The 19,942-nt window shown below is 49.7% G+C and carries 19 protein-coding genes; 11 read left to right on the forward strand and 8 right to left on the reverse strand.

Annotated features, from left to right (window positions below; all coding sequences use genetic code 11):
• Positions 1-270 precede the first annotated feature (270 nt).
• A complete protein-coding gene (locus ACFQ1C_RS09725) occupies positions 271-1,581 on the reverse strand; it encodes a hemolysin family protein (protein ID WP_379558413.1) in 1,311 nt (436 codons plus the stop codon).
• Positions 1,582-1,881: 300 nt separating this feature from the next.
• Between ACFQ1C_RS09725 and ACFQ1C_RS09730 the strand changes: the two genes are divergently transcribed.
• Both ACFQ1C_RS09730 and ACFQ1C_RS09735 read left to right on the forward strand, forming a co-directional pair.
• Positions 1,882-2,940: a substrate-binding domain-containing protein gene (locus ACFQ1C_RS09730; protein ID WP_379558414.1), complete on the forward strand. Its 1,059-nt coding sequence runs from the start codon at positions 1,882-1,884 to the stop codon at positions 2,938-2,940.
• Positions 2,915-3,853 (forward strand): LuxQ periplasmic sensor domain-containing protein, encoded by a 939-nt coding sequence (locus ACFQ1C_RS09735; RefSeq protein ID WP_379558415.1) that lies wholly within the window; start codon positions 2,915-2,917, stop codon positions 3,851-3,853. The genes ACFQ1C_RS09730 and ACFQ1C_RS09735 overlap by 26 nt, the downstream gene beginning before the upstream one ends.
• Before the next feature lie 120 nt (positions 3,854-3,973).
• On the opposite strand, the gene glmS is transcribed toward ACFQ1C_RS09735, so the two are convergent.
• Both glmS and ACFQ1C_RS09745 read right to left on the reverse strand, forming a co-directional pair.
• Entirely contained in the window at positions 3,974-5,806 is a 1,833-nt protein-coding gene (gene glmS, locus ACFQ1C_RS09740) for a glutamine--fructose-6-phosphate transaminase (isomerizing) (protein ID WP_379558416.1), read from the reverse strand.
• Positions 5,807-5,816: 10 nt separating this feature from the next.
• Positions 5,817-6,587, reverse strand: coding sequence for a DeoR/GlpR family DNA-binding transcription regulator (locus ACFQ1C_RS09745; RefSeq protein WP_379558586.1), 771 nt, complete (start codon positions 6,585-6,587; stop codon positions 5,817-5,819).
• Between the two features lie 338 nt (positions 6,588-6,925).
• Between ACFQ1C_RS09745 and atpD (ACFQ1C_RS09750) the strand changes: the two genes are divergently transcribed.
• From atpD (ACFQ1C_RS09750) to ACFQ1C_RS09790, 9 genes are read left to right on the forward strand one after another with little or no spacing between them, the layout of a single operon-like run.
• Positions 6,926-8,434 (forward strand): F0F1 ATP synthase subunit beta, encoded by a 1,509-nt coding sequence (gene atpD / locus ACFQ1C_RS09750; RefSeq protein WP_379558417.1) that lies wholly within the window; start codon positions 6,926-6,928, stop codon positions 8,432-8,434.
• A gap of 2 nt (positions 8,435-8,436) precedes the next feature.
• Complete coding sequence (locus ACFQ1C_RS09755; RefSeq protein WP_379558418.1) at positions 8,437-8,889, forward strand: F0F1 ATP synthase subunit epsilon; 453 nt, start codon at positions 8,437-8,439, stop codon at positions 8,887-8,889.
• Between the two features lie 34 nt (positions 8,890-8,923).
• Complete coding sequence (locus tag ACFQ1C_RS09760; RefSeq protein ID WP_379558419.1) at positions 8,924-9,250, forward strand: AtpZ/AtpI family protein; 327 nt, start codon at positions 8,924-8,926, stop codon at positions 9,248-9,250.
• Complete coding sequence (locus tag ACFQ1C_RS09765) at positions 9,247-9,597, forward strand: N-ATPase subunit AtpR (protein WP_379558420.1); 351 nt, start codon at positions 9,247-9,249, stop codon at positions 9,595-9,597. The genes ACFQ1C_RS09760 and ACFQ1C_RS09765 overlap by 4 nt, the downstream gene beginning before the upstream one ends.
• Before the next feature lie 20 nt (positions 9,598-9,617).
• Positions 9,618-10,310, forward strand: a complete 693-nt coding sequence (locus tag ACFQ1C_RS09770) for a F0F1 ATP synthase subunit A (protein WP_379558421.1) — start codon at positions 9,618-9,620, stop codon at positions 10,308-10,310.
• Positions 10,307-10,591, forward strand: a complete 285-nt coding sequence (locus tag ACFQ1C_RS09775) for a F0F1 ATP synthase subunit C (RefSeq protein ID WP_379558422.1) — start codon at positions 10,307-10,309, stop codon at positions 10,589-10,591. Before ACFQ1C_RS09770 ends, ACFQ1C_RS09775 begins: the two co-directional genes overlap by 4 nt.
• Positions 10,592-10,615: 24 nt before the next feature.
• Positions 10,616-11,350, forward strand: a complete 735-nt coding sequence (locus ACFQ1C_RS09780; protein ID WP_379558423.1) for a F0F1 ATP synthase subunit B family protein — start codon at positions 10,616-10,618, stop codon at positions 11,348-11,350.
• On the forward strand, positions 11,343-12,986 hold the full coding sequence (locus ACFQ1C_RS09785; RefSeq protein WP_379558424.1) for a F0F1 ATP synthase subunit alpha: 1,644 nt from the start codon (positions 11,343-11,345) through the stop codon (positions 12,984-12,986). Before ACFQ1C_RS09780 ends, ACFQ1C_RS09785 begins: the two co-directional genes overlap by 8 nt.
• Positions 12,986-13,909 (forward strand): F0F1 ATP synthase subunit gamma, encoded by a 924-nt coding sequence (locus tag ACFQ1C_RS09790; protein WP_379558425.1) that lies wholly within the window; start codon positions 12,986-12,988, stop codon positions 13,907-13,909. Before ACFQ1C_RS09785 ends, ACFQ1C_RS09790 begins: the two co-directional genes overlap by 1 nt.
• Positions 13,910-14,072: 163 nt before the next feature.
• Here the strand turns inward: ACFQ1C_RS09790 and glmU are convergent, their stop codons facing one another.
• The 5 genes from glmU to atpA all read right to left on the reverse strand — a co-directional run bounded on the left by glmU (position 14,073) and on the right by atpA (position 19,934).
• Positions 14,073-15,437 carry a bifunctional UDP-N-acetylglucosamine diphosphorylase/glucosamine-1-phosphate N-acetyltransferase GlmU gene (glmU, locus tag ACFQ1C_RS09795; RefSeq protein ID WP_379558426.1) on the reverse strand — a complete coding sequence of 455 codons (1,365 nt, stop codon included), beginning with the start codon at positions 15,435-15,437 and terminating at the stop codon, positions 14,073-14,075.
• Between the two features lie 194 nt (positions 15,438-15,631).
• The gene (locus tag ACFQ1C_RS09800; protein WP_379558427.1) at positions 15,632-16,048 is read right to left on the reverse strand and encodes a F0F1 ATP synthase subunit epsilon; all 417 of its coding nucleotides are present in this window, start codon (positions 16,046-16,048) and stop codon (positions 15,632-15,634) included.
• Between the two features lie 18 nt (positions 16,049-16,066).
• Entirely contained in the window at positions 16,067-17,455 is a 1,389-nt protein-coding gene (atpD, locus tag ACFQ1C_RS09805) for a F0F1 ATP synthase subunit beta (RefSeq protein ID WP_379558428.1), read from the reverse strand.
• 34 nt (positions 17,456-17,489) lie between these two features.
• A complete protein-coding gene (gene atpG, locus ACFQ1C_RS09810) occupies positions 17,490-18,350 on the reverse strand; it encodes a F0F1 ATP synthase subunit gamma (RefSeq protein WP_379558429.1) in 861 nt (286 codons plus the stop codon).
• A gap of 42 nt (positions 18,351-18,392) precedes the next feature.
• Positions 18,393-19,934, reverse strand: a complete 1,542-nt coding sequence (gene atpA / locus ACFQ1C_RS09815; protein ID WP_379558430.1) for a F0F1 ATP synthase subunit alpha — start codon at positions 19,932-19,934, stop codon at positions 18,393-18,395.
• Between the last annotated feature and the right edge of the window lie 8 nt (positions 19,935-19,942).

The raw sequence follows: 19,942 nt of genomic DNA on the forward strand, positions 1-19,942 counted from the left end.
TGCCCACACAGTTTGCTTGATAAATTGTTAAAGAGCGTTGACCGTATCTCAGGTCAGGGATGCGTATTCTACGCACTCCGTAGTATTCGTCAAGTTTTTATTTCGAACTTAATTTCCGTTCTTACAAACCCTTGTGACCGTGAGCGACTTGCCCCGTGTCAGTGGATGCGCATTATAGGGAAGCCTCGTTTTAGCGCAAGGGATTTTTGCTAAATAAACGCTACTTTCAACTAACTGCACAAAGTTGCAGCAAGATGGTTGCTTTTAGTACTAATCCACTTCAATTACAGGCTCAATCGCACCAATTCGGGTCACTAGCAGTTGGTCTATCTTATAATTGTCTATATCTACTACTTCAAACTTATAGCCTGCGTGCAAGACAAAGTCGGTGCGCTTAGGGATCTTGCGCAACATATACATCATAAAGCCGGCAATGGTTTCGTAGTTTTCATCGTTCGGAAAATCGTTGATGCTTAGTACTCGCATGACATCTTCTAGCGGAGTTGAGCCTTCTACTAACCAAGAGTTAGCGTCACGCGACACTATATGATCTTCCTGAGACTGCACCAGCTCCCCCATCACGATACTCATCACATCTTTAAGGGTAATAATGCCCACTACCATTGCGTACTCATTCATGATGATAGCGAAGTCTTCACCGGCACTCTTAAAGTGCTCTAACACCTCATACATAGATAAGGTGTCAGGAATAATAAGCGGCGTGCGAATAATGCCCTCTTTTTGTAGCGTTAACGGTTGTTGATGTAGTACCTGCATGAGTATGTCTCGCGAGTCTACGTAACCCACCACTTTGTCTAAGCTATCTTCGCATACCAGAAACTTGGCATGAGGGTGCTCTGCTATCTTATCTTTAATACTCTCTTGGCTTTCTATTAACGTAAAGTAGATAAGACACTCTCGCCCTGTCATCGCCGAAGTGACGGTACGCGATTCCATATCGAATACATTTTCAATCAGGTGGTGTTCTTGTTCTTGCAGCACCCCTGCTTGGGCCCCAGCATCCATCATGGCAATGATGTCTTCTGGTGTGATCTCGTCTTTACGCATCGTGGGTACTTTAAACAGCCGAAAGAATAAATTAGCTAAACCGTTAAAAAACCACACTAATGGCTTGAGTACCACAATAAAAAACGCCATGGGCCGCACCACTGATACGGCGATTCGCTCTGGCGCTATCATAGCCAGCCGCTTGGGCATGAGGTCGGCAAACAGAATGAACAACGAGGTCACCACGAAGAATGACATAAAAAACGCTGTTTTCTCTATCCAAGTACCGTCAAAAAACGATTGCAGCAGATCAGTAAGAAAAGGAGTGAAGGCCGCTTCACCCAAAATACCACCGAGAATGGCCACCGCATTCAAACCAATTTGCACCACGGTGAAAAAGTTACCCGGTTGCTCTTGTAGCAACAGCACCTTTTCTGCGTTGGGATCACCATCATTGGCCATCAGCCTTAACTTTATCTTTCGTGAGGCAGCCAGCGCTATTTCGGATACCGAAAAAAACGAACTAATCGCTACTAGCAACAACAGTACCAGCAGGTTCTCAAAAACAGTCATAGTGATGCTCACCGATAAAAATTAGATAGGATAAAAAGAGAAGCAAAAGCCGGAACAGTTAAGATCAGGATATCACGATACCTCTAGTTAAAAGACACCGAATTGGTGTTTTTAAGCGCCCTGCTCGTGATGGCAAAAAAGAACTATAAACAGAAAGGTGTTATCGTAATACTGACTTACGGAAAAATAAATACGAAGGTAAAAAAAGACTCTATTGATACAACTTAACCACCTGACGGCCGGGTCATCATCATGTTAATAAGGAAGCTATTACTCATTTGGCTGCTTATATGTGCCCTAATGCCAGCATGGGCGCTAGCAGATCAATCCGGCTATTGGTCATTTCAAGACTACCTTAGCGCCTATCCTAAACAGCAATTGTTAACCGAGTCCTTTGCAACTCGAGTCAGGGAAGCCGCCGAACCTTGGGCCCTTGCAACAAAAAAGCCAGTTCAGGTGGCCATGCTGGTGCCCGATATACAAATTTCTGACTATTGGGTTCGTAATAAGCAAAGCTTTATTCTGCGCTTACAAGAAATTGGCCTACCTTTTAACTTAACCAGTTACTCATCTCACCCGGCAACCACCCATAGAGAGCAGGAACAGCAATTAGCCGCTGCGTTAAATAGTGATCCCGATTATCTTATTTTAACGTTAAACTCCCTGCGCCATAGAGTCTTAATCGATAAGATAATGACTCGTGGTAGGCCCAAAGTTATTCTAATGAACATTACCACGCCGCTGAAGCATTTAGGCAAGAAACAACCTTTCTTCTATGTGGGCTTTGACCATAGGGAAGGTACTCGTCTATTAACCGATGCCATTAACCAGATGACAGGAAAACAAGCCAATTATCTGATGTTATATGGCACTCGAGGTTACGTTAGCCAGGCTCGAGGGGATGAATTTATTAGCTTAACCGCAAAGCAACCTGGTTTTATTATGCGTCAGGCTTTTTATACTGATGTCAGTCGAGAGAAAGCCAAGCAAGCAGTATTACAAACGCTGGCAAGTAAGCCTAATATCAACCTTATTTATGCTTGCACCACGGACATTGCCCTTGGTGCCATGGATGCATTAAAAAAATTGAACAAGGAAGAACATATCATTCTCAATGGATGGGGGGGAGGCAGCGCCGAGCTTGATGCTCTAGCTAATGGTCACTTAGACTTAACCGTGATGCGCATGAACGACGACAACGGCGTGGCCATGGCAGAAGCTATTCGCTTGGATCAAGCAGGCAAAGCACATTTTATTCCGCTGGTTTACAGTGGGGATTTTGCCGTGGTTGATAAACATACTTCCGCCACAGAATTGGAGCGCCTGAAAGATTATGCTTTCCGCTACTCCAAGCAATAATTCTCTACCCAACCGCTTGCTCAAGTTAGCTGTAACCATATTGCTACCCCTGCTATTGCTGCTGGCGATGATGTTGCTGATATTGGTCTATCGCAGCACTTCAACCATGATCAATGACAGTATCCGTTATCAATTGCAGGAGATTAATGATCGTTCGCAAAGCCGTCTCGACAGTTATCTGAGCGGACTCGATAATCTTTTATCCACTACGGTGGAAAACCATGAGCTGGCCAACATACTATTGCAAGATGATCGTCAAGCAGCCAAGCAACTGTTACAAAGCACCTTGAGTAACAGCTACGGTGAATACCTAGATTTACTGATCCTGACGCGACAAGATCAGTATTGGACCAACATGAACTCTCCGCTTTATTTATTGGAACACAGCTTAAAACCGCTGATCTCGAATACCCCTTATTATAACAAGTGGTCCAACATAGAATTAGACCCATCGCCGACACCTTTGATAGCAATGATACAGCGTTATCCTATCTTGTCGGTCAACTCCGGGCAGATAACGGGCAGTTTATTCGGCGGCCTGATCCTCAATGATAATTTAACTTTGCTAAGCTTATTAGGTGAAGAGATAAAAAACACTAATTTACAACTGGTATTAAGAGGCAAGCCTATTGGCCCTGTATTGGTGAATACTGATGTTTCCTCTCAGGTTTTCAGCCATGCTTTATCCTCTCAAGAGCAAATGGGACAAGTTCACGGCCACTACTTTAGTCTCCAACCGCTGCTTATTAATGGCGAACCTAGCGAGCTGTCATTGTTATTGTTAAGCGATAAAACCGCCTTTCATCAATTACAAAAAAACTACTTTTATCACCTGTTACTCGCCGTGGTATTGTTGCTAATCGCTCTCTCAGTCGTACTCCTCTATCGAGTAAAAGTAATCACTCGGTATTAGGGCCTGTTGAGATGCAGTCAAAAGCAAGCAAGCCACCTTGATCATGAAGACCAAGGTGGCTTGCTGTTATTACGCGTATCTATAAGCGCTAGCCCACGAGATTACCTCGTTATTATCTGGTTACTCAACAGTCACCGATTTGGCTAGATTTCTCGGCTGATCGACATCGGTGCCTTTTATTAATGCCACATAATAAGACAGCAACTGCAGCGGTATCGTATACACGATAGGAGCGATAGCTGCACTAACGTGGCCGACCTGCATTACGCGCATGGTGGCATCACCTTTAAAGCCCGCCTGTTCATCAGCAAACACATACAATTGTCCGCCCCGCGCCCGCACTTCTTCTACATTAGATTTTAGCTTTTCTAGCAAGTCGTTATTCGGTGCCACTACAATAATCGGCATATCCGCATCGATCAGCGCCAGCGGGCCGTGCTTAAGTTCACCAGCAGCATAAGCTTCGGCATGAATATAAGAGATTTCCTTGAGCTTCAGCGCCCCCTCCATAGCAATCGGATACTGCTCGCCTCGCCCAAGGAATAAGCTGTGATATTTATCGGCAAAATCTTCCGCCAACACCTCAATATCATCCGCCAGCGCTAGGCTATCAACAATGTGCCCCGGCAAGGCGCGCAAGTCCGTGACCAATTCACTTTCGGTGTCCGCAGTCATATTGCCGCGACAACGTCCCACCGCAATGACCAACATCAACAACCCCGCCAGCTGTGTAGTAAACGCCTTAGTTGACGCCACGCCAATTTCGGCACCGGCGCGTGTCATAAAGGTAAGCTCAGATTCGCGTACTAACGATGAGCTCGGCACATTACAGATAGCCAGGCTACTCATAAAGCCTAACTCTTTGCCCAATCGCAATGCCGCTAAGGTATCCGCTGTTTCACCACTCTGCGATAAAGTAATCAGCAGACTGTTGGGTCGGACCACCGATTTTCGATAACGAAACTCAGAAGCAATTTCAATATCGCAAGATACACCAGCCAGCGCTTCAAACCAGTAACGAGCAACCATGCCTGCATGATAAGAAGTGCCACAGGCAATCAACTGGATATGCTCGACCTTTTCGAAGATGTCCCGGGCGCCATTACCAAATGACTCCACTACAACCGCCGTGTCGGTGATCCGACCTTCGAGCGTATCGGTGATGGCCTTGGGCTGCTCGTAGATTTCTTTCAGCATATGGTGGCGATATTCACCTTTATCACCGGCGTCGTGAGTAACATCAGACTCCAGCTCGTCACGCACTACCGGGTTACCGTGGGTATCGAAGATATGAATTTCACGGCGGGTGACTTCAGCCACATCCCCTTCTTCTAAAAATAGAAAACGCCGGGTCACCGGCAATAGCGCCAACTGATCTGAGGCAATAAAGTTCTCACCTAATCCCAGTCCAATCACCAACGGCGAGCCAGAACGTGCCACGACTAAGCGAGAAGGATCACGTACATCCATCAACACGGTACCATAAGCCCCGCGCAGTTCTTTTACCGTGGTTTGCAGCGCCGCTAGCAACGAGTCGCATTGTTGACGGTGATAATGTACTAAGTGAGCAATCACTTCGGTATCGGTATCGGAGCTAAAGACATAGCCTTTTTCTTGCAGCTCTGCCCGCAATTGTTCATGGTTTTCGATGATGCCATTATGCACCACTACGATATCGCCAGATACATGAGGGTGAGCGTTACGTTGTGAAGGCTCGCCATGAGTGGCCCAACGGGTATGGGCAATACCGGTACCACCAGCCAGCGGCTGCACTTCGAGTGCAGCGGCCAGTGCTTGTACCTTGCCAAGCTCACGCAAGCGGCCCAATTGGCCAGAGGCTTGAATGATGGCCACGCCCGCCGAATCGTAACCGCGATACTCAAGACGACGCAGCCCTTCTACCAAAATTTCCGCTACATCACGCTGGGCAACCGCCCCTACAATTCCACACATAAATAGTTCCTTAGGATTTAGGAGCAATAATCAGGTTAATTCCCTTTTGCTCTAATTGTTGCTGCTGCTCAGTTGTGATGCCGCTATCGGTCACTAGGGTATGAATAGCTTCCCAGGGCAGCTCGAGGTTAGGGATTTTGCGGCCAATTTTGTCTGACTCCACCATCACCACCACTTCCCGCGCTACCTCAGCCATTACCCGAGATAATGCAGTTAGCTCGTTAAAGGTGGTGGTACCGCGCTCTAGATCGATACTGTCGGCACCAATAAACAACTGGTCGAAGTCATAAGAACGCAGTACCTGCTCGGCTACTTGGCCTTGAAAAGACTCTGAAGAGGCATCCCAAGTGCCGCCGGTCATCAATAAAGTGGGTTCGGGCTCTAACTCACGCAAAGCATTGGCTACCGCCAGTGAGTTAGTCATCACTACCAAACCATGCTTTTTAGCCAGCTCACCCAACAAGGCGGCGGTAGTGCTGCCGCTATCAATAATAATGCGATTATGATCACGGATACGCTCGGCGGCAGCTTTGGCCAAAGCTTGTTTTTGCTGGGAGACCGGCTCGTTGATGCGCTCGGCGACCATGTCACTGGGCACCAGCACGGCACCCCCATAGCGGCGCAGCAAGAGGCCGTTATTCTCCAGCGCAGTTAAATCTTTACGAATGGTCACTTCGGAGGTGGCAAAGCGTTGGGCTAGCTCATCTACTGTCACTTCTCCCTGCTCATTGAGCAGCGCAATAATAGTATGGCGACGCTGCTGCGTATTGGGTTTAGAAATGTGAACGCTCGGCTTAGCAATGTGGACTTTTGATTTCGACATGTATGCTTTAGATTTCGAATCGAAACAAAATACTAGCAGATCAAAAGATAACGGATCAAGTGTTAATAGCACTAGCGCTTCAAGATGAAAGCACGGCTGCAACCTTTACTATGCAATAGTGAATTAAGATACGGACTAAGGCACTGTAAGCCAGCCTAGACTCTGAGCCAAATAAGATGGAGTGATTCATGATCTGGCGTAAATTATAAATTCCTAATTTACGCTATACTCACATTCCTAACTTAGGATTTTACCTAATTTAATTAAGCAGTTGGATGTTTAAGAAGGCCATTATAATGTCGGTTTTAAGCACATCTCATTCGCCACCAAGCTCAGCACAGTCTGAGCTAGCGCAAGCCAATCTCACACAAGCTAACAGCGGCCAAGTCATCAAAATTCGTGGCGGCGTAGTGGATGTGCGCTTTGCTAATATTGCACCTCGTATTCATGACTTGCTGTATGCCGGCGATGACTCTACAGAAAAAATTCCCATGGAAGTGGCATCATTGCTTGATAACGGCGTAGTGCGCTGTATGTCATTAAGCAGCGTGCAAGGCTTAGGTTTAGGGATGCCCGTAGTGGCCACGGGTGCGCCGATTCAGGTGCCGGTGGGGGATGTGGTATTAGGCCGCATGCTGAATGTATTTGGTGAACCCATCGATAATAAACCCGCTATTGAAGACGCCGAGCGACGTTCAATTCATCAAGATCCCCCGCCTTTAGCGGATCGGGTGGTGCACAGTGAAATTTTAGAAACCGGCATTAAAGCCATCGACTTGCTATCGCCCATCGAGCGCGGCGGTAAAACCGGGCTCTTTGGCGGCGCCGGCGTCGGAAAAACCGTATTAATTACCGAACTGATTAATAATACGGTGCAGCATTATCAAGGAGTGAGTCTGTTTTGCGGCATTGGCGAGCGTTCACGAGAAGCAGAAGAGTTATATCGTGAAATGGGCGAGGCCGGGGTGCGCGATAAAACCGTGATGCTGTTTGGCCAGATGAATGAAGCGCCAGGAGTGCGCTTCTTGGTGGGTAAGTCGGCACTCACTATGGCTGAGTACTTTCGTGACGTGCAACAACAAGACGTACTGCTGCTGATCGATAATGTGTTTCGCTTTGTGCAAGCGGGCTCTGAAGTGTCCGGTTTATTAGGCCGCATGCCCTCGCGCGTGGGTTACCAGCCGACCTTGGCTACCGAGTTGGCATCCTTGCAAGAGCGTATTACCTCTACCAATAAAGCGGCCATTACCTCTATTCAGGCGGTGTATGTGCCAGCGGATGACTTTACCGATCCAGCCGCCGCCCATATTTTCTCGCATCTTTCGGCTTCCGTGGTGTTGTCTCGTAAACGCGCCAGTGAAGGCTTATATCCGGCGGTAGATCCACTGGCATCTGCGTCTGTGATGCTCACGCCTGCGGTAGTGGGCCAGCGCCATTACGATATTGCCCGTGATGTGCGCCGCACCTTGGCGGAATACGAAGAACTGCGCGATATTATTGCCATGTTGGGCATGGAAGAGCTATCCGCCCAAGACCGCGCCGTGGTAGCCAGAGCCCGTCGCCTAGAGCGGTTCTTAACTCAGCCTTTCTTTACTACCGGGTCCTTTACCGGTACGGGCGGTAAGCGGGTCTCAATTAGCGATACTTTAGCGGGCTGTGAAACCATCTTAAACCAAACCCAGTTCGACGATAATGAAATGGACTACTACATGATTGGCTCACTGGCCGACTTGAAACCGGCAGGGTTGGAGCAAGGAGCGGAGCAAAAGCCGAAGCAAGAAATAAAGCAAGAGCAGGAGGTGTGAGCATGACTCAACAGGTGAAAGAGCAGGGCGCGCAGTCATCCAGTCAAACAAAAGCCAAGCTACTGCAGGTTGAGCTGCGCCTGCCTACCCGCGCCTTATTTTCCGGCACTGCCCGTAAGGTGTTTGCCACCGCTCACAACGGCGCCTTTACACTATTGGTTAACCATACCGACTTTGTCACCGCCTTGGTGCCCTCGATACTGATTGTCACCGATGAAACCGGTAGCGAACTCTTTTTCGCCGTCGATGAAGGCATCTTAATAAAGAAAGACCAGCAGGTGCATGTCGCCATTCAGCGTGGGCTACAAGGGGAGTCACTATCAGCCATTAATGACTTAGTGAATACTCACTTCTTTGCGGTGGATGAAGAGGAAAGGGTAGCGCGCTCTGCTTTGTCACGCTTAGAAGCCAATATCGTGCGTCGTTTCGGTGACTTGCGAAAACCTTCTTTATGAGTAGGCAGTGTATGCAACCAGCGATGAGTAACGAATGATGAGTAACCCTAAAAAAGCAGCGGATAAGGCTGCCGAGGCCATGCGCCGCAGTGCACAGCGCACTCAACAGGCGCGCAGCACTAAAAGCGTCAGCCCATTACACGGCTTTAGTACCTTCGGCATTATTGGCTGGTCTATCGCCGTGCCCACGGTGGGCGGCGCCTTTTTAGGCGTGTGGTTAGATAAGATCGCGCCGCAGTCTTTTTCTTGGCCGATGGCGCTGATCTTGGGTGGCATTATGATCGGCGGCATTATCGCTTGGAATTGGATTAATAAAGAAGACAGCAAACAACACCAAAAGTCACCTAAGGATCAGCCATGATGATAGCGAACTGGCCACTATTGGAGCTGGGCATAGCGCTGGAGTTAATACTGGGTTTAGCACTGGGTATAGCGGTAAGCGCGAGCTTTTTTTGGGGCCTAAATTATGGCATCACTCAGGCACTTGACGCACCGCACCCCTCCCGCACCTTATTAATGAGCTTTGTATTACGCATGGCGTTGTTATTGGGTGTGGGTTTTGCGTTGGCGGCAGTGAGCGCCAGCTTATGGCCCTTGTTCGGTTATGTATTGGCCTTTTTTGTAGTGCGCGCAGTGTCGATACGTCGCGCTCGACGCGCCATCTTGGCGGCAAGCACAGATAAAGGAACTCTAGATGCGAGGCAGTAATTGATGCGAAGGACAATCTTATGCAAATGACACCGGATGATACGCTTATTTTCACCCTCGGCAGTTGGGCGGTGAATGCCACTATCGTCAATACTTGGTTGGTGATGGCGCTGTTGGTAGTCGCATCTTGGTTGGTTACCCGTAACTTACGACCCGATGTGCCGCCCAATCGCTGGCGTACCTTATTAGAGCTGATAGTAAAAACCATTCAAGGCCAGATTGAAGAGATCAGCTTAAAGTCGGCGCGCCACGTGTTGTACTTTGCCGGCAGCTTATTCTTATTTATTGCCGCCTCTAATTTACTGACGGTAATACCAGGCTTTATGCCACCAACCTCGTCTTTATCCACCACTATGGCGTTATCGCTGTCGGTGTTGTTGGCAGTGCCGCTATTCGGTATTGCCAGCAATGGCGTTAAGCACTATCTGAAAACCTTTATCCAGCCCTCTATCGTGATGCTGCCGTTTAATATCATCGGCGAATTTTCCCGTGGTATCTCATTGGCGGTGCGTCTTTATGGCAACGTCATGAGTGGCGGCGTAATAGTGGCTATTTTGCTCAGCATAGCGCCGTTTTTCTTTCCGGTACTAATGGATATGTTGGGCTTACTGACCGGACTTATTCAAGCGTATATTTTTGCCATTTTGGCGACCGTTTACATTGCAGCTGCAACTGAAGAATCAACCAAACCTCAGCAACAGGAATCCTTATGACAGATATCGCTATTATTGCCATTGCTTGTGTTTCTATCTTTACCGCCGGTATTACAGTGGCCATTGGCTCCATTGGACCCGCACTGGGTGAAGGCCGTGCTGCGGCGTCGGCCATTGCCGCCATCGCTCAACAACCGGATGCCGCACCTACCTTATCGCGCACCTTGTTTGTGAGCTTAGCAATGATTGAATCTACTGCCATTTATTGTTTCGTGGTGGCCATGATTTTGATTTTTGCCAACCCGTTTTGGGATGCGGTACGCGTGACCACAGGCGGCTAATTCTTTCATTGATAAGGTAATAATATGTCCATTGATTGGATTACCGTATTGGCGCAAATGGCTAATTTTTTACTGTTAGTCTGGCTGCTAAAGCGCTTTCTTTATCGACCTATTCTCGATGGTATAGATGCGCGAGAAGACGAGATTGCCAAACGTATGGCCGAAGCGGGCATTGCCGAGCAACAAGCCAAGGCAGAAGCCGCGCAATATAAAATGCAGCAAACTCAGTTGCATGAGCATAAAGAGCTATTGGTTACTGATGCGCTAAATAATACCAAGGCGCAACGGGATGCCTTATTAAGCGAGGCTCGCGCCAAGCTTGAGCAGGAACAACAAGACTGGCAACGTTTTTTGAGTGCCGAGCGCGCAAAGTTTAGCCAACAATTGCAGCGTAATGGTGAGCAAGCGCTGTTAACGCTCACTCGCAAGGCTTTGCATGACTTGGCAGATGAAAGTCTGGAAGCGGCCATCGTACGCCACGTGGGCAAGCGGCTGGTGCCTTTGGCCAGTGACTTAATTGAGGCGGCCGGCGATACAGACCAAGCGATAGCCTGCACTCGTGAGCCGTTGAGCTTGAATGACCAAGCGCAGTTGCGCAGTGATCTGCAACCATTATTGCCGCAACTGAGCTTAAGTTTTATGACTGATGCCGAACAAGCAGCCGGTTTAATACTGCGAGTAGGCGGCGCTCAAGTGGCTTGGACGCTGGATAGCTACACCGATGAACTGGAAAACCAGTTAAGTAAACGCCATGAATAAATCAGATACTTTAACTAACAACTTACCTGACACCGTATCTGGCCACTTATCTAGCAAAGAGCATGATGCGCAGTTTGCTCACTGGCTCGATAGCTTGGCCGACGTGCCCACGCCAGCACCGGTGATCACCGAGGTGGGCAAGGTGAGCGAAGTGGGCGATGGCATCGCTATCGTCTCTGGATTGGCGCGCGCACTGGCAGACGAACTCTTGCTGTTTGACTGTGGTGTGCTGGGCATAGTGCTGGATCTTGAGCCCGACCGCTTAGGCGTGATCTTATTAGGCCCTTCCGAGCAGATCCGTTTAGGCGAACCAGTGCGCCGCACGCGCAAAGTAGTGAGTGTGCCGGTGGGCAGTGCCTTGTTAGGCCGAGTGGTGGATGCCATGGGCCGCCCCAAAGACGGCTTAGGCACCATTGCTACTACCTTAATACAGCCTATAGAAGCGCCAGCGCCGGGGATTTTAAGCCGTTCGGCAATCGCGCGGCCCTTAGCCAGTGGCATGACTGCTATCGATGCCGCCATTCCGATAGGACTAGGCCAGCGCCAGCTAATTATTGGCGATCGCCAAACCGGTAAAACCTCATTAGCCGTGGATGCCATTCTTAATCAGGCTAATACGGATGTGGTCTGTATTTATTGTGCCATCGGCCAACGCGGCGATGCGGTGGCGCGGGTGATCCGTGCTCTTGAGCACGGCAATATGCTGGCGCGCAGTATCGTGATGGCAGCCGGTGATGAAGAGGCTCCGGGCCTGGCTTATATCGCACCTTATGCGGCCATGACTATGGCCGAGCACTTTTGTAATCAGGGCCAAGACGTACTGATCATCTTCGATGATATGACTCACCATGCCCGGGCTTATCGGGAGTTATCATTGTTGCTAAGACGGCCACCGGGCCGTGAAGCCTTTCCTGGCGATATCTTCTATGTGCATGCTCGATTGTTAGAACGCGCCGGACAATTTACCCAAGAAGCTGGCGGTGGCTCCATTACCGCCTTGCCGGTGGTGGAAACCCAAGCCGAAAACTTATCGGCTTATATCCCCACTAACCTTATCTCTATTACCGATGGTCAAATCTATCTCTCGCCGCGCTTAGTACGTAAAAACCAGTTTCCGGCGGTGGATTTGGGCTTATCTGTGTCGCGGGTCGGCGGCAAGGCTCAAGGGCCGGCATTAAGAGGCGTGGCTGGCAACTTACGGGTGACGCTGTCGCAGTTTGAAGAGCTAGAAGACTTTGCTCGCTTTGGTACCCGCTTAGATGATGCAACCAAGGCGCGCCTCACTCGTGGCACGGCAGTGCGCAATTCCTTACGCCAAGCGGAGCGCGATCCGCAATCGGTGCTAGAGCAATTAGCCGTGCTAATTTCTGCCATGGCCGGGGTATTTGATAGCTTAAGTGAAACTGTCGCCAGTGCCGCCATGCAGCAAGTACGCAGGGCGGCATTGCAACAACTACCGGAGGTGGCGCAACGCGTGGAGGCCAATCAAGCCCTCGACGAACACTATCAGCAAGAGATCCTGGTCATGGCCCGCGCCGTAATTGAAAAGATGCTGATTGAGAGTAATGAGCCGATTGGTACAGCGGCGACAGTCACAGGTAAAGACCAGCCAAACAGCCAGACAAGGAGTGAATAATGGCGCAGACGCTGGAATTCCTCACTCGACAACAGGCTACCCTGACCAGTATTCGCGGCATAGTGCACACCATGAAAACGCTGTCGGCGATTAATGCCAGCCCCTACGAGCAAGCGGCGCAGGCCATTGCCGAATATCGCCACACCTTAGAGCAAGGCTTTGCTGCCTTCGCCTATCGCACCGGACCATTACAAATAGCCCCTTTGCAAACCGAAAGGGCGCAAATTCGCCAGCAACTGTTGGTGGTATTTGGTTCGGATCACGGCTTATGTGGCAGCTATAATGAACTGCTTGCCGAACAGGTGCATCAATATGCGCTTGGCCTTGAGCTTAAACATGAGCCAGTCCTTAAACATAAGCCGCAGCCGCTAACCTTATTGTGCGTGGGTGCGCAAATGAACGATGCCTTACAAGCACTGGGCTTAATTCCCGAGGCCGTACTACTGCCGCCGGCTTCCGCCGATGGCATTGGTCGGTTAGCCACCGAGCTGGTGACCCGCATCGAAGCCTTTAGTCAGGCTCAGGGCTTACATAGCTCTACCGTCAATAGCACGGCAGTCGGCTTAGCCTTTACCCAACGTGCCGAGCATCATCTGCGCGATCCGCATATACAGGCTTTATTGCCGTTAGATCCCAGCTTATTAGCTAGGCCTAAACGCTGGGATTCGCGATCCTTACCCGATTACAATTTGCCGCCAGACACTTTATTGTCGGCGCTGCTGCGCAATTATCTGTTTGCCAGTATCTTTGGCGCCGCCGCCGAAGCCATGGTCACCGAAAATGCCGCCAGGCTGGCGCTAATGCAACAAGCCGAGCAATCGGTAGACGAGCGCTTAGAAGAAGTAAAAGGCGAGCTAAACTACGTGCGCCAAACCGACATCACCAACGAGCTGATGGATGTGATCATCGGGCACTTGGAGTAAGTGCGACATCGAGTCTGTTTGTTAGTCACAAATCCACTCAGTGCTCAGAGGCAACTGGATAGCCTCTTCCTTAGCATCGGAGTTGTCGGCGCAATTAAAAACGCGGCTGTGAAATTCACCGCCGCGTTTGTTTGTGTTTGACTTACAGCTGACAGCTTATCGCTTACGGCTTTTTCTTGGTTGGTCGTGGCCAGTTCTTGATATGACGCTGGGGTACGCGGGTGATCACCAGTTCTTCGGCGGCGACGTCTTTAGTCACTGTACTACCCGCGCCTAGGGTAGCGTTTTTACCGATGCGTACCGGCGCTACTAACTGCGTGTCTGAACCGACGAACACGCCGTCTTCAATGATAGTTTGAAACTTGTTCACACCATCGTAGTTACAGGTAATGGTACCGGCACCAATATTCACACCGTCGCCAATCTCGGCATCACCTAAGTAGCTTAAGTGACCGGCCTTAGAGCCTTTACCTAAACGGGTTTTCTTGATCTCTACGAAGTTACCCACATGGGCATCTTCGCCCAGTACCGCACCTGGGCGTAAACGCGCGAAGGGGCCGGCAGAGCTGGCGCACCCTAATTCGGCTTGCTCGATAATGGAGTAGGGCTTAACAACCGCATCATCACCAATCACGCAGTCTTTAAGAATGGCACCGGCACCAATAACCACGCGATTACCTAAAGTTACCTTACCTTCGATGATCACATTTACATCGATGGTGACTTCTTCACCTACGGTAAGCTCGCCACGCAAATCGAAGCGAGCCGGATCCAGCAAGGTCACGCCATCTCGCATCAAGCGCTCGGCCTGCATTTTTTGATAGGCGCGTTCTAAACTCGCTAGCTGTACCCGGTCGTTGGCGCCTTCCACTTCTGCGGTGCTGGCTGGGTGCACGGTGGCAATCTCGCAACCATCCGCATGGGCCATGGCAAAAATGTCCGTCAGGTAATATTCACCTTGGGCATTATTGTTGTTTAAGGCGCCTAACCAGCGCTTCAATAAACCTGCTTCGGCGACCAGCACTCCAGTGTTCACTTCATTAATAGCTAACTGCTCGGGGTTGGCATCTTTTTGCTCGACAATACCCACCACCTTACCGTTTTCACGCACGATACGGCCATAACCGCTGGGGTTAGCTAACTTTACCGTTAACAGCCCTACACCGCCGATAGGCTTAGCTGCCAACAGGGCCTGTAAGGTATCTGGCTGTAATAACGGCGTATCGCCATATAATACTAATACATTATCGTTATCGGCAATTTCAGGTAGCGCCACAGCAACCGCATGGCCAGTACCTAGCTGTTCAGCCTGATGCACCCAGCTTAAATCTGCGTTAGTAATGCGCGCTTTTAGTTGCTCGGCGCCATGGCCATACACTAAATGAATGCCATCGACCGCGCAGGCTTGTGCAGCCGCAATTACATGACTCACCATGGGGCGATTCGCCACCGGATGCAGCACCTTAGGTAAAGAAGAACGCATGCGGGTGCCTTTACCCGCAGCTAAGATCACAGCCTGTGTTGTCATTAGATTTCCCGTTAATATTTTATGTGAAGCGTTAACGGTGAAGAGTAAAGGGGAAGTGCCTGACCCAAACCTGTCATTCTGGTATCTCTTCACCCTTTACACTTCACTCTTTACCTTTATTACAGCCATTTTGATTTTTTTATAAAAAAAAAGCGACCCTAAGGTCGCTTTTTACGCGCGATTAATAACGCACGTTATCTTTTCAGCAACTGCAACACGCGCAGTTTTGCCACAGCGCGAGCCAGATCGGCGGCCGCTTCGGCATAGTTCACATCCGGAGAGGAACTATGCAACTTAGCTTCTGCCGACCGTTTGGCTTCTTCGGCCTTGGCTTTATCCAGATCTTCGGCGCGAATAGCAGTGTCGGCTAATACTTTGACACTGCTGTTCTGCACTTCCAGCATACCGCCAGAAACATACAGAACTTCTTGTTGACCAGACTTAGTCATATATTGTATTAAGCCTGGACGAATCGACGTCAACAAGGGGGCATGTCCGTAACGGATCCCCAATTCACCCTCAGAGCCGGAAACTGTCACCGCACTAACAGAACCAGAGTACAAAGACTCTTCGGCACTGACAATGTCTAGATGAAAGTTAAAATCGGCCATCAGGTTCTCCTTCGAGGCTTACAGTTTCTTGGCTTTCTCGACCGCTTCGTCGATAGAACCAACCATGTAGAACGCCTGCTCTGGCAACGAGTCGTAGTCACCGTCTAAAATACCTTTAAAACCACTAATGGTATCTTTCAGTGATACATACTTACCAGGAGCACCGGTAAAGACTTCGGCCACGAAGAAAGGCTGAGACAAGAAACGCTCGATTTTACGTGCACGAGATACCGTTTGCTTATCGTCTTCAGACAACTCATCCATACCTAAGATGGCGATGATGTCTTTCAGCTCTTTATAGCGCTGCAGTACAGTTTGCACGCCACGGGCAACGGCGTAATGTTCTTCGCCTACTACCTGTGGGTCCAACTGACGGCTGGTAGAGTCCAGTGGATCAACGGCTGGGTAGATACCCAGAGCGGCAATCTGACGGCTCAGTACTACGGTTGCATCTAAGTGAGCAAACGTGGTCGCTGGTGACGGGTCAGTCAAGTCATCCGCAGGTACGTATACCGCCTGCACAGACGTGATAGAACCGGTCTTGGTTGAAGTGATACGCTCTTGCAGAATACCCATCTCTTCAGCCAGTGTTGGCTGATAACCTACTGCAGAAGGCATACGGCCCAGCAGTGCAGATACTTCAGTACCTGCCAAGGTATAACGGTAGATGTTATCTACGAAGAACAGTACGTCACGACCTTCGTCACGGAACTTTTCAGCCATAGTCAAACCAGTCAGTGCTACGCGCAGACGGTTTCCTGGTGGCTCGTTCATCTGGCCGTATACCAACGATACCTTATCGATAACGTTAGAATCGGTCATTTCGTGATAGAAATCGTTACCTTCACGAGTACGCTCACCTACACCGGCAAACACAGAGAAACCACTGTGCTCGATGGCGATGTTACGGATAAGCTCCATCATGTTTACGGTTTTACCAACACCGGCACCACCGAACAGACCGACTTTACCGCCTTTGGCGAACGGACAAACCAAGTCGATAACCTTGATACCGGTTTCCAACAACTCAGAGCTGTTTGACTGCTCTTCGTAGGTAGGAGCAGTACGATGGATAGACCAGCGCTCTTCTTCGCCGATAGGACCCTTCTCATCGATAGGGTTACCCAGCACGTCCATGATACGACCCAGAGTCGAAACACCTACTGGCACTTTGATTGGGTTGTTGGTGCGCTCGGTTTCCAGACCGCGGCGTAAGCCGTCGGAGGAACCCATAACGATACAGCGTACAACGCCACCGCCAATTTGCTGCTGCACTTCCAGAACTATGCCCTGGTTTTGGCCTTCCGTCGTGATCTTCAGCGCTTCATATACGCGAGGAACCGCATCTTGCGGGAATTCCACGTCTACTACGGCGCCGATGATTTGGACTATGATACCCTTACTCATGTCGAATCCTCTAAACCTTTGAATACCCTTGCCTTTATACGGCACCGGCCCCTGCCACAATCTCGCTCAGCTCTTGGGTAATCGCAGCCTGACGGGCTTTGTTATACACCAATTGCAACTCGTCGATCATGTCACCGGCGTTGTCGGTAGCGGCTTTCATTGCCACCATACGTGCAGCCTGCTCACTGGCGAGGTTTTCTACCACACCCTGATACACTTGTGCTTCCACAAAGCGCACCAGTAGCTTGTCTAATAATGACTTAGGATCTGGCTCATAGAGATAATCCCAGCTGTGGGTGGCAACACTTTCTTCCGCTGCGGGTAAGGGCAACAGTTGATCGATCGTGGGTGTCTGAACCATGGTGTTTTCAAACTTGTTGTACACCAAATACAGTTTGTCTATCTCACCCGTGTTGTATGCTTCAAGCATCACGGTAACGGAGCCAATTAGCTCAGCCAGCGATGGGTTATCACCCAAGCCGCTCTTTGAGGCAATTACTTTACCGCCATAGCGTTTAAAAAAGCCGACCGCCTTGCTACCGATTAGGCCTAAATCAATCTCTGCGCCTTTATCGGACCATGCTTTCATGTCGGTGAGGGCTTGTTTGAACAGGTTAGTGTTCAGGCCACCACACAGGCCCCGATCGGTTGAGATAATGATAAAACCAACGCGCTTAACCTCACGGTCGTCCATATAGGGATGCTTGTATTCCAAGTTCCCTTGCGCGACGTTACCGATCACCTTGCGTATGGTTTCAGCGTATGGGCGGCTGTGGACCATTCGTTCCTGCGCTCTGCGCATTTTCGAGGCGGCCACCATCTCCATAGCGCTGGTGATCTTCTGAGTGTTTTTGACACTCCCGATCTTGCTACGTATTTCTTTTGCGCCGGCCATGTCGCTTCTCCAATTCAGGTGGCAGCAAACGCTGCCACATGGTTACCAGGACTGGGTAGCCTTGAAGCTATCCAGCAACGCAGTAAGCTGGGCAACAACGTCTTTGTTGTAATCCGCTTTCTCGTTGATATCTGCCATAGTGGCAGCATGTTCTGAACTGGCATAAGCGAGCAGGGCAGCTTCGAACGTAGTGATGAGGTTTAGCTCAACATCGTCCAAATAACCGTTTTCAGCGGCAAACAGCACCAAACCCTGTTCTGCAACAGACATAGGGCGGTATTGCTTTTGCTTCATCAGCTCGGTTACTTTCTGGCCGTGATTCAGCTGCTTGCGCGTGGCTTCATCTAGGTCAGAAGAAAATTGAGCAAATGCTGCTAATTCACGGTACTGAGCCAAAGCGGTACGAATACCACCAGACACTTTCTTGATAAGTTTGGTCTGTGCAGCACCACCAACTCGGGATACAGAGATACCCGGATCAACTGCTGGACGAATGCCTGAGTTGAACAGTTCAGTAGTCAAGAAAATCTGACCATCGGTGATCGAAATCACGTTAGTTGGTACAAACGCTGATACGTCACCAGCCTGGGTTTCGATGATTGGCAGAGCGGTCAAAGAACCGGTCTTGCCTTTCACTTCACCATTGGTGAACTTTTCTACGTAGTCGATAGAAACACGTGATGCGCGCTCTAGTAGACGGGAGTGCAAGTAGAAAACGTCACCTGGGTAAGCTTCACGACCTGGCGGTCGACGTAACAGCAAAGAAATCTGACGGTAAGCAACAGCCTGTTTAGACAGGTCATCGTATACGATCAGTGCATCTTCACCGCGGTCACGGAAGAATTCACCCATGGCACAACCGGAGTAAGGCGCCAAGTACTGCAGTGCTGCAGACTCAGAAGCAGAAGCCACTACTACGATAGTGTTGGCCAGTGCGCCATGCTCTTCCAGCTTGCGTACTACGTTAGAGATGGTGGACGCTTTTTGGCCGATGGCCACGTACACACATTTAACGCCAGAGTCTTTCTGGTTGATGATGGCATCAATGGCCAAGGCAGTTTTACCTACCTGACGGTCACCGATGATCAGCTCACGCTGACCACGACCCACTGGGATCATGGCATCAACAGCTTTATAGCCAGTTTGCAGCGGCTCATCAACCGATTGACGGTCGATTACACCCGGTGCAATCATTTCTACTGGTGAAAAGGTATCGGCAACAATGGCGCCTTTACCGTCGATTGGCTCACCCAAGGTGTTAACCACACGACCCAATAGATTACGACCTACTGGAACTTCCAGGATACGGCCGGTAGAGCGTACTTTCATGCCTTCGGCAAGATCCGTATACGGACCCATAACCACGGCACCAACAGAGTCGCGCTCTAAGTTTAATGCCAAGGCGTAAAGTCCGCCTGGCAGTTCAATCATTTCACCTTGCATGATATCAGCAAGACCGTGAACACGGATAATACCGTCACTTACAGAGACGATAGTACCTTCGTTTCGTGCTTCACTGACAACGTTGAATTGCTCAATACGCTGTTTAATCAGCTCGGCAATTTCAGTTGAATTCAGTTGCATGCTCTATT

Origin of the sequence: Oceanisphaera ostreae (genome assembly GCF_042676125.1) — a bacterium.
GTDB lineage: Bacteria > Pseudomonadota > Gammaproteobacteria > Enterobacterales > Aeromonadaceae > Oceanimonas > Oceanimonas ostreae.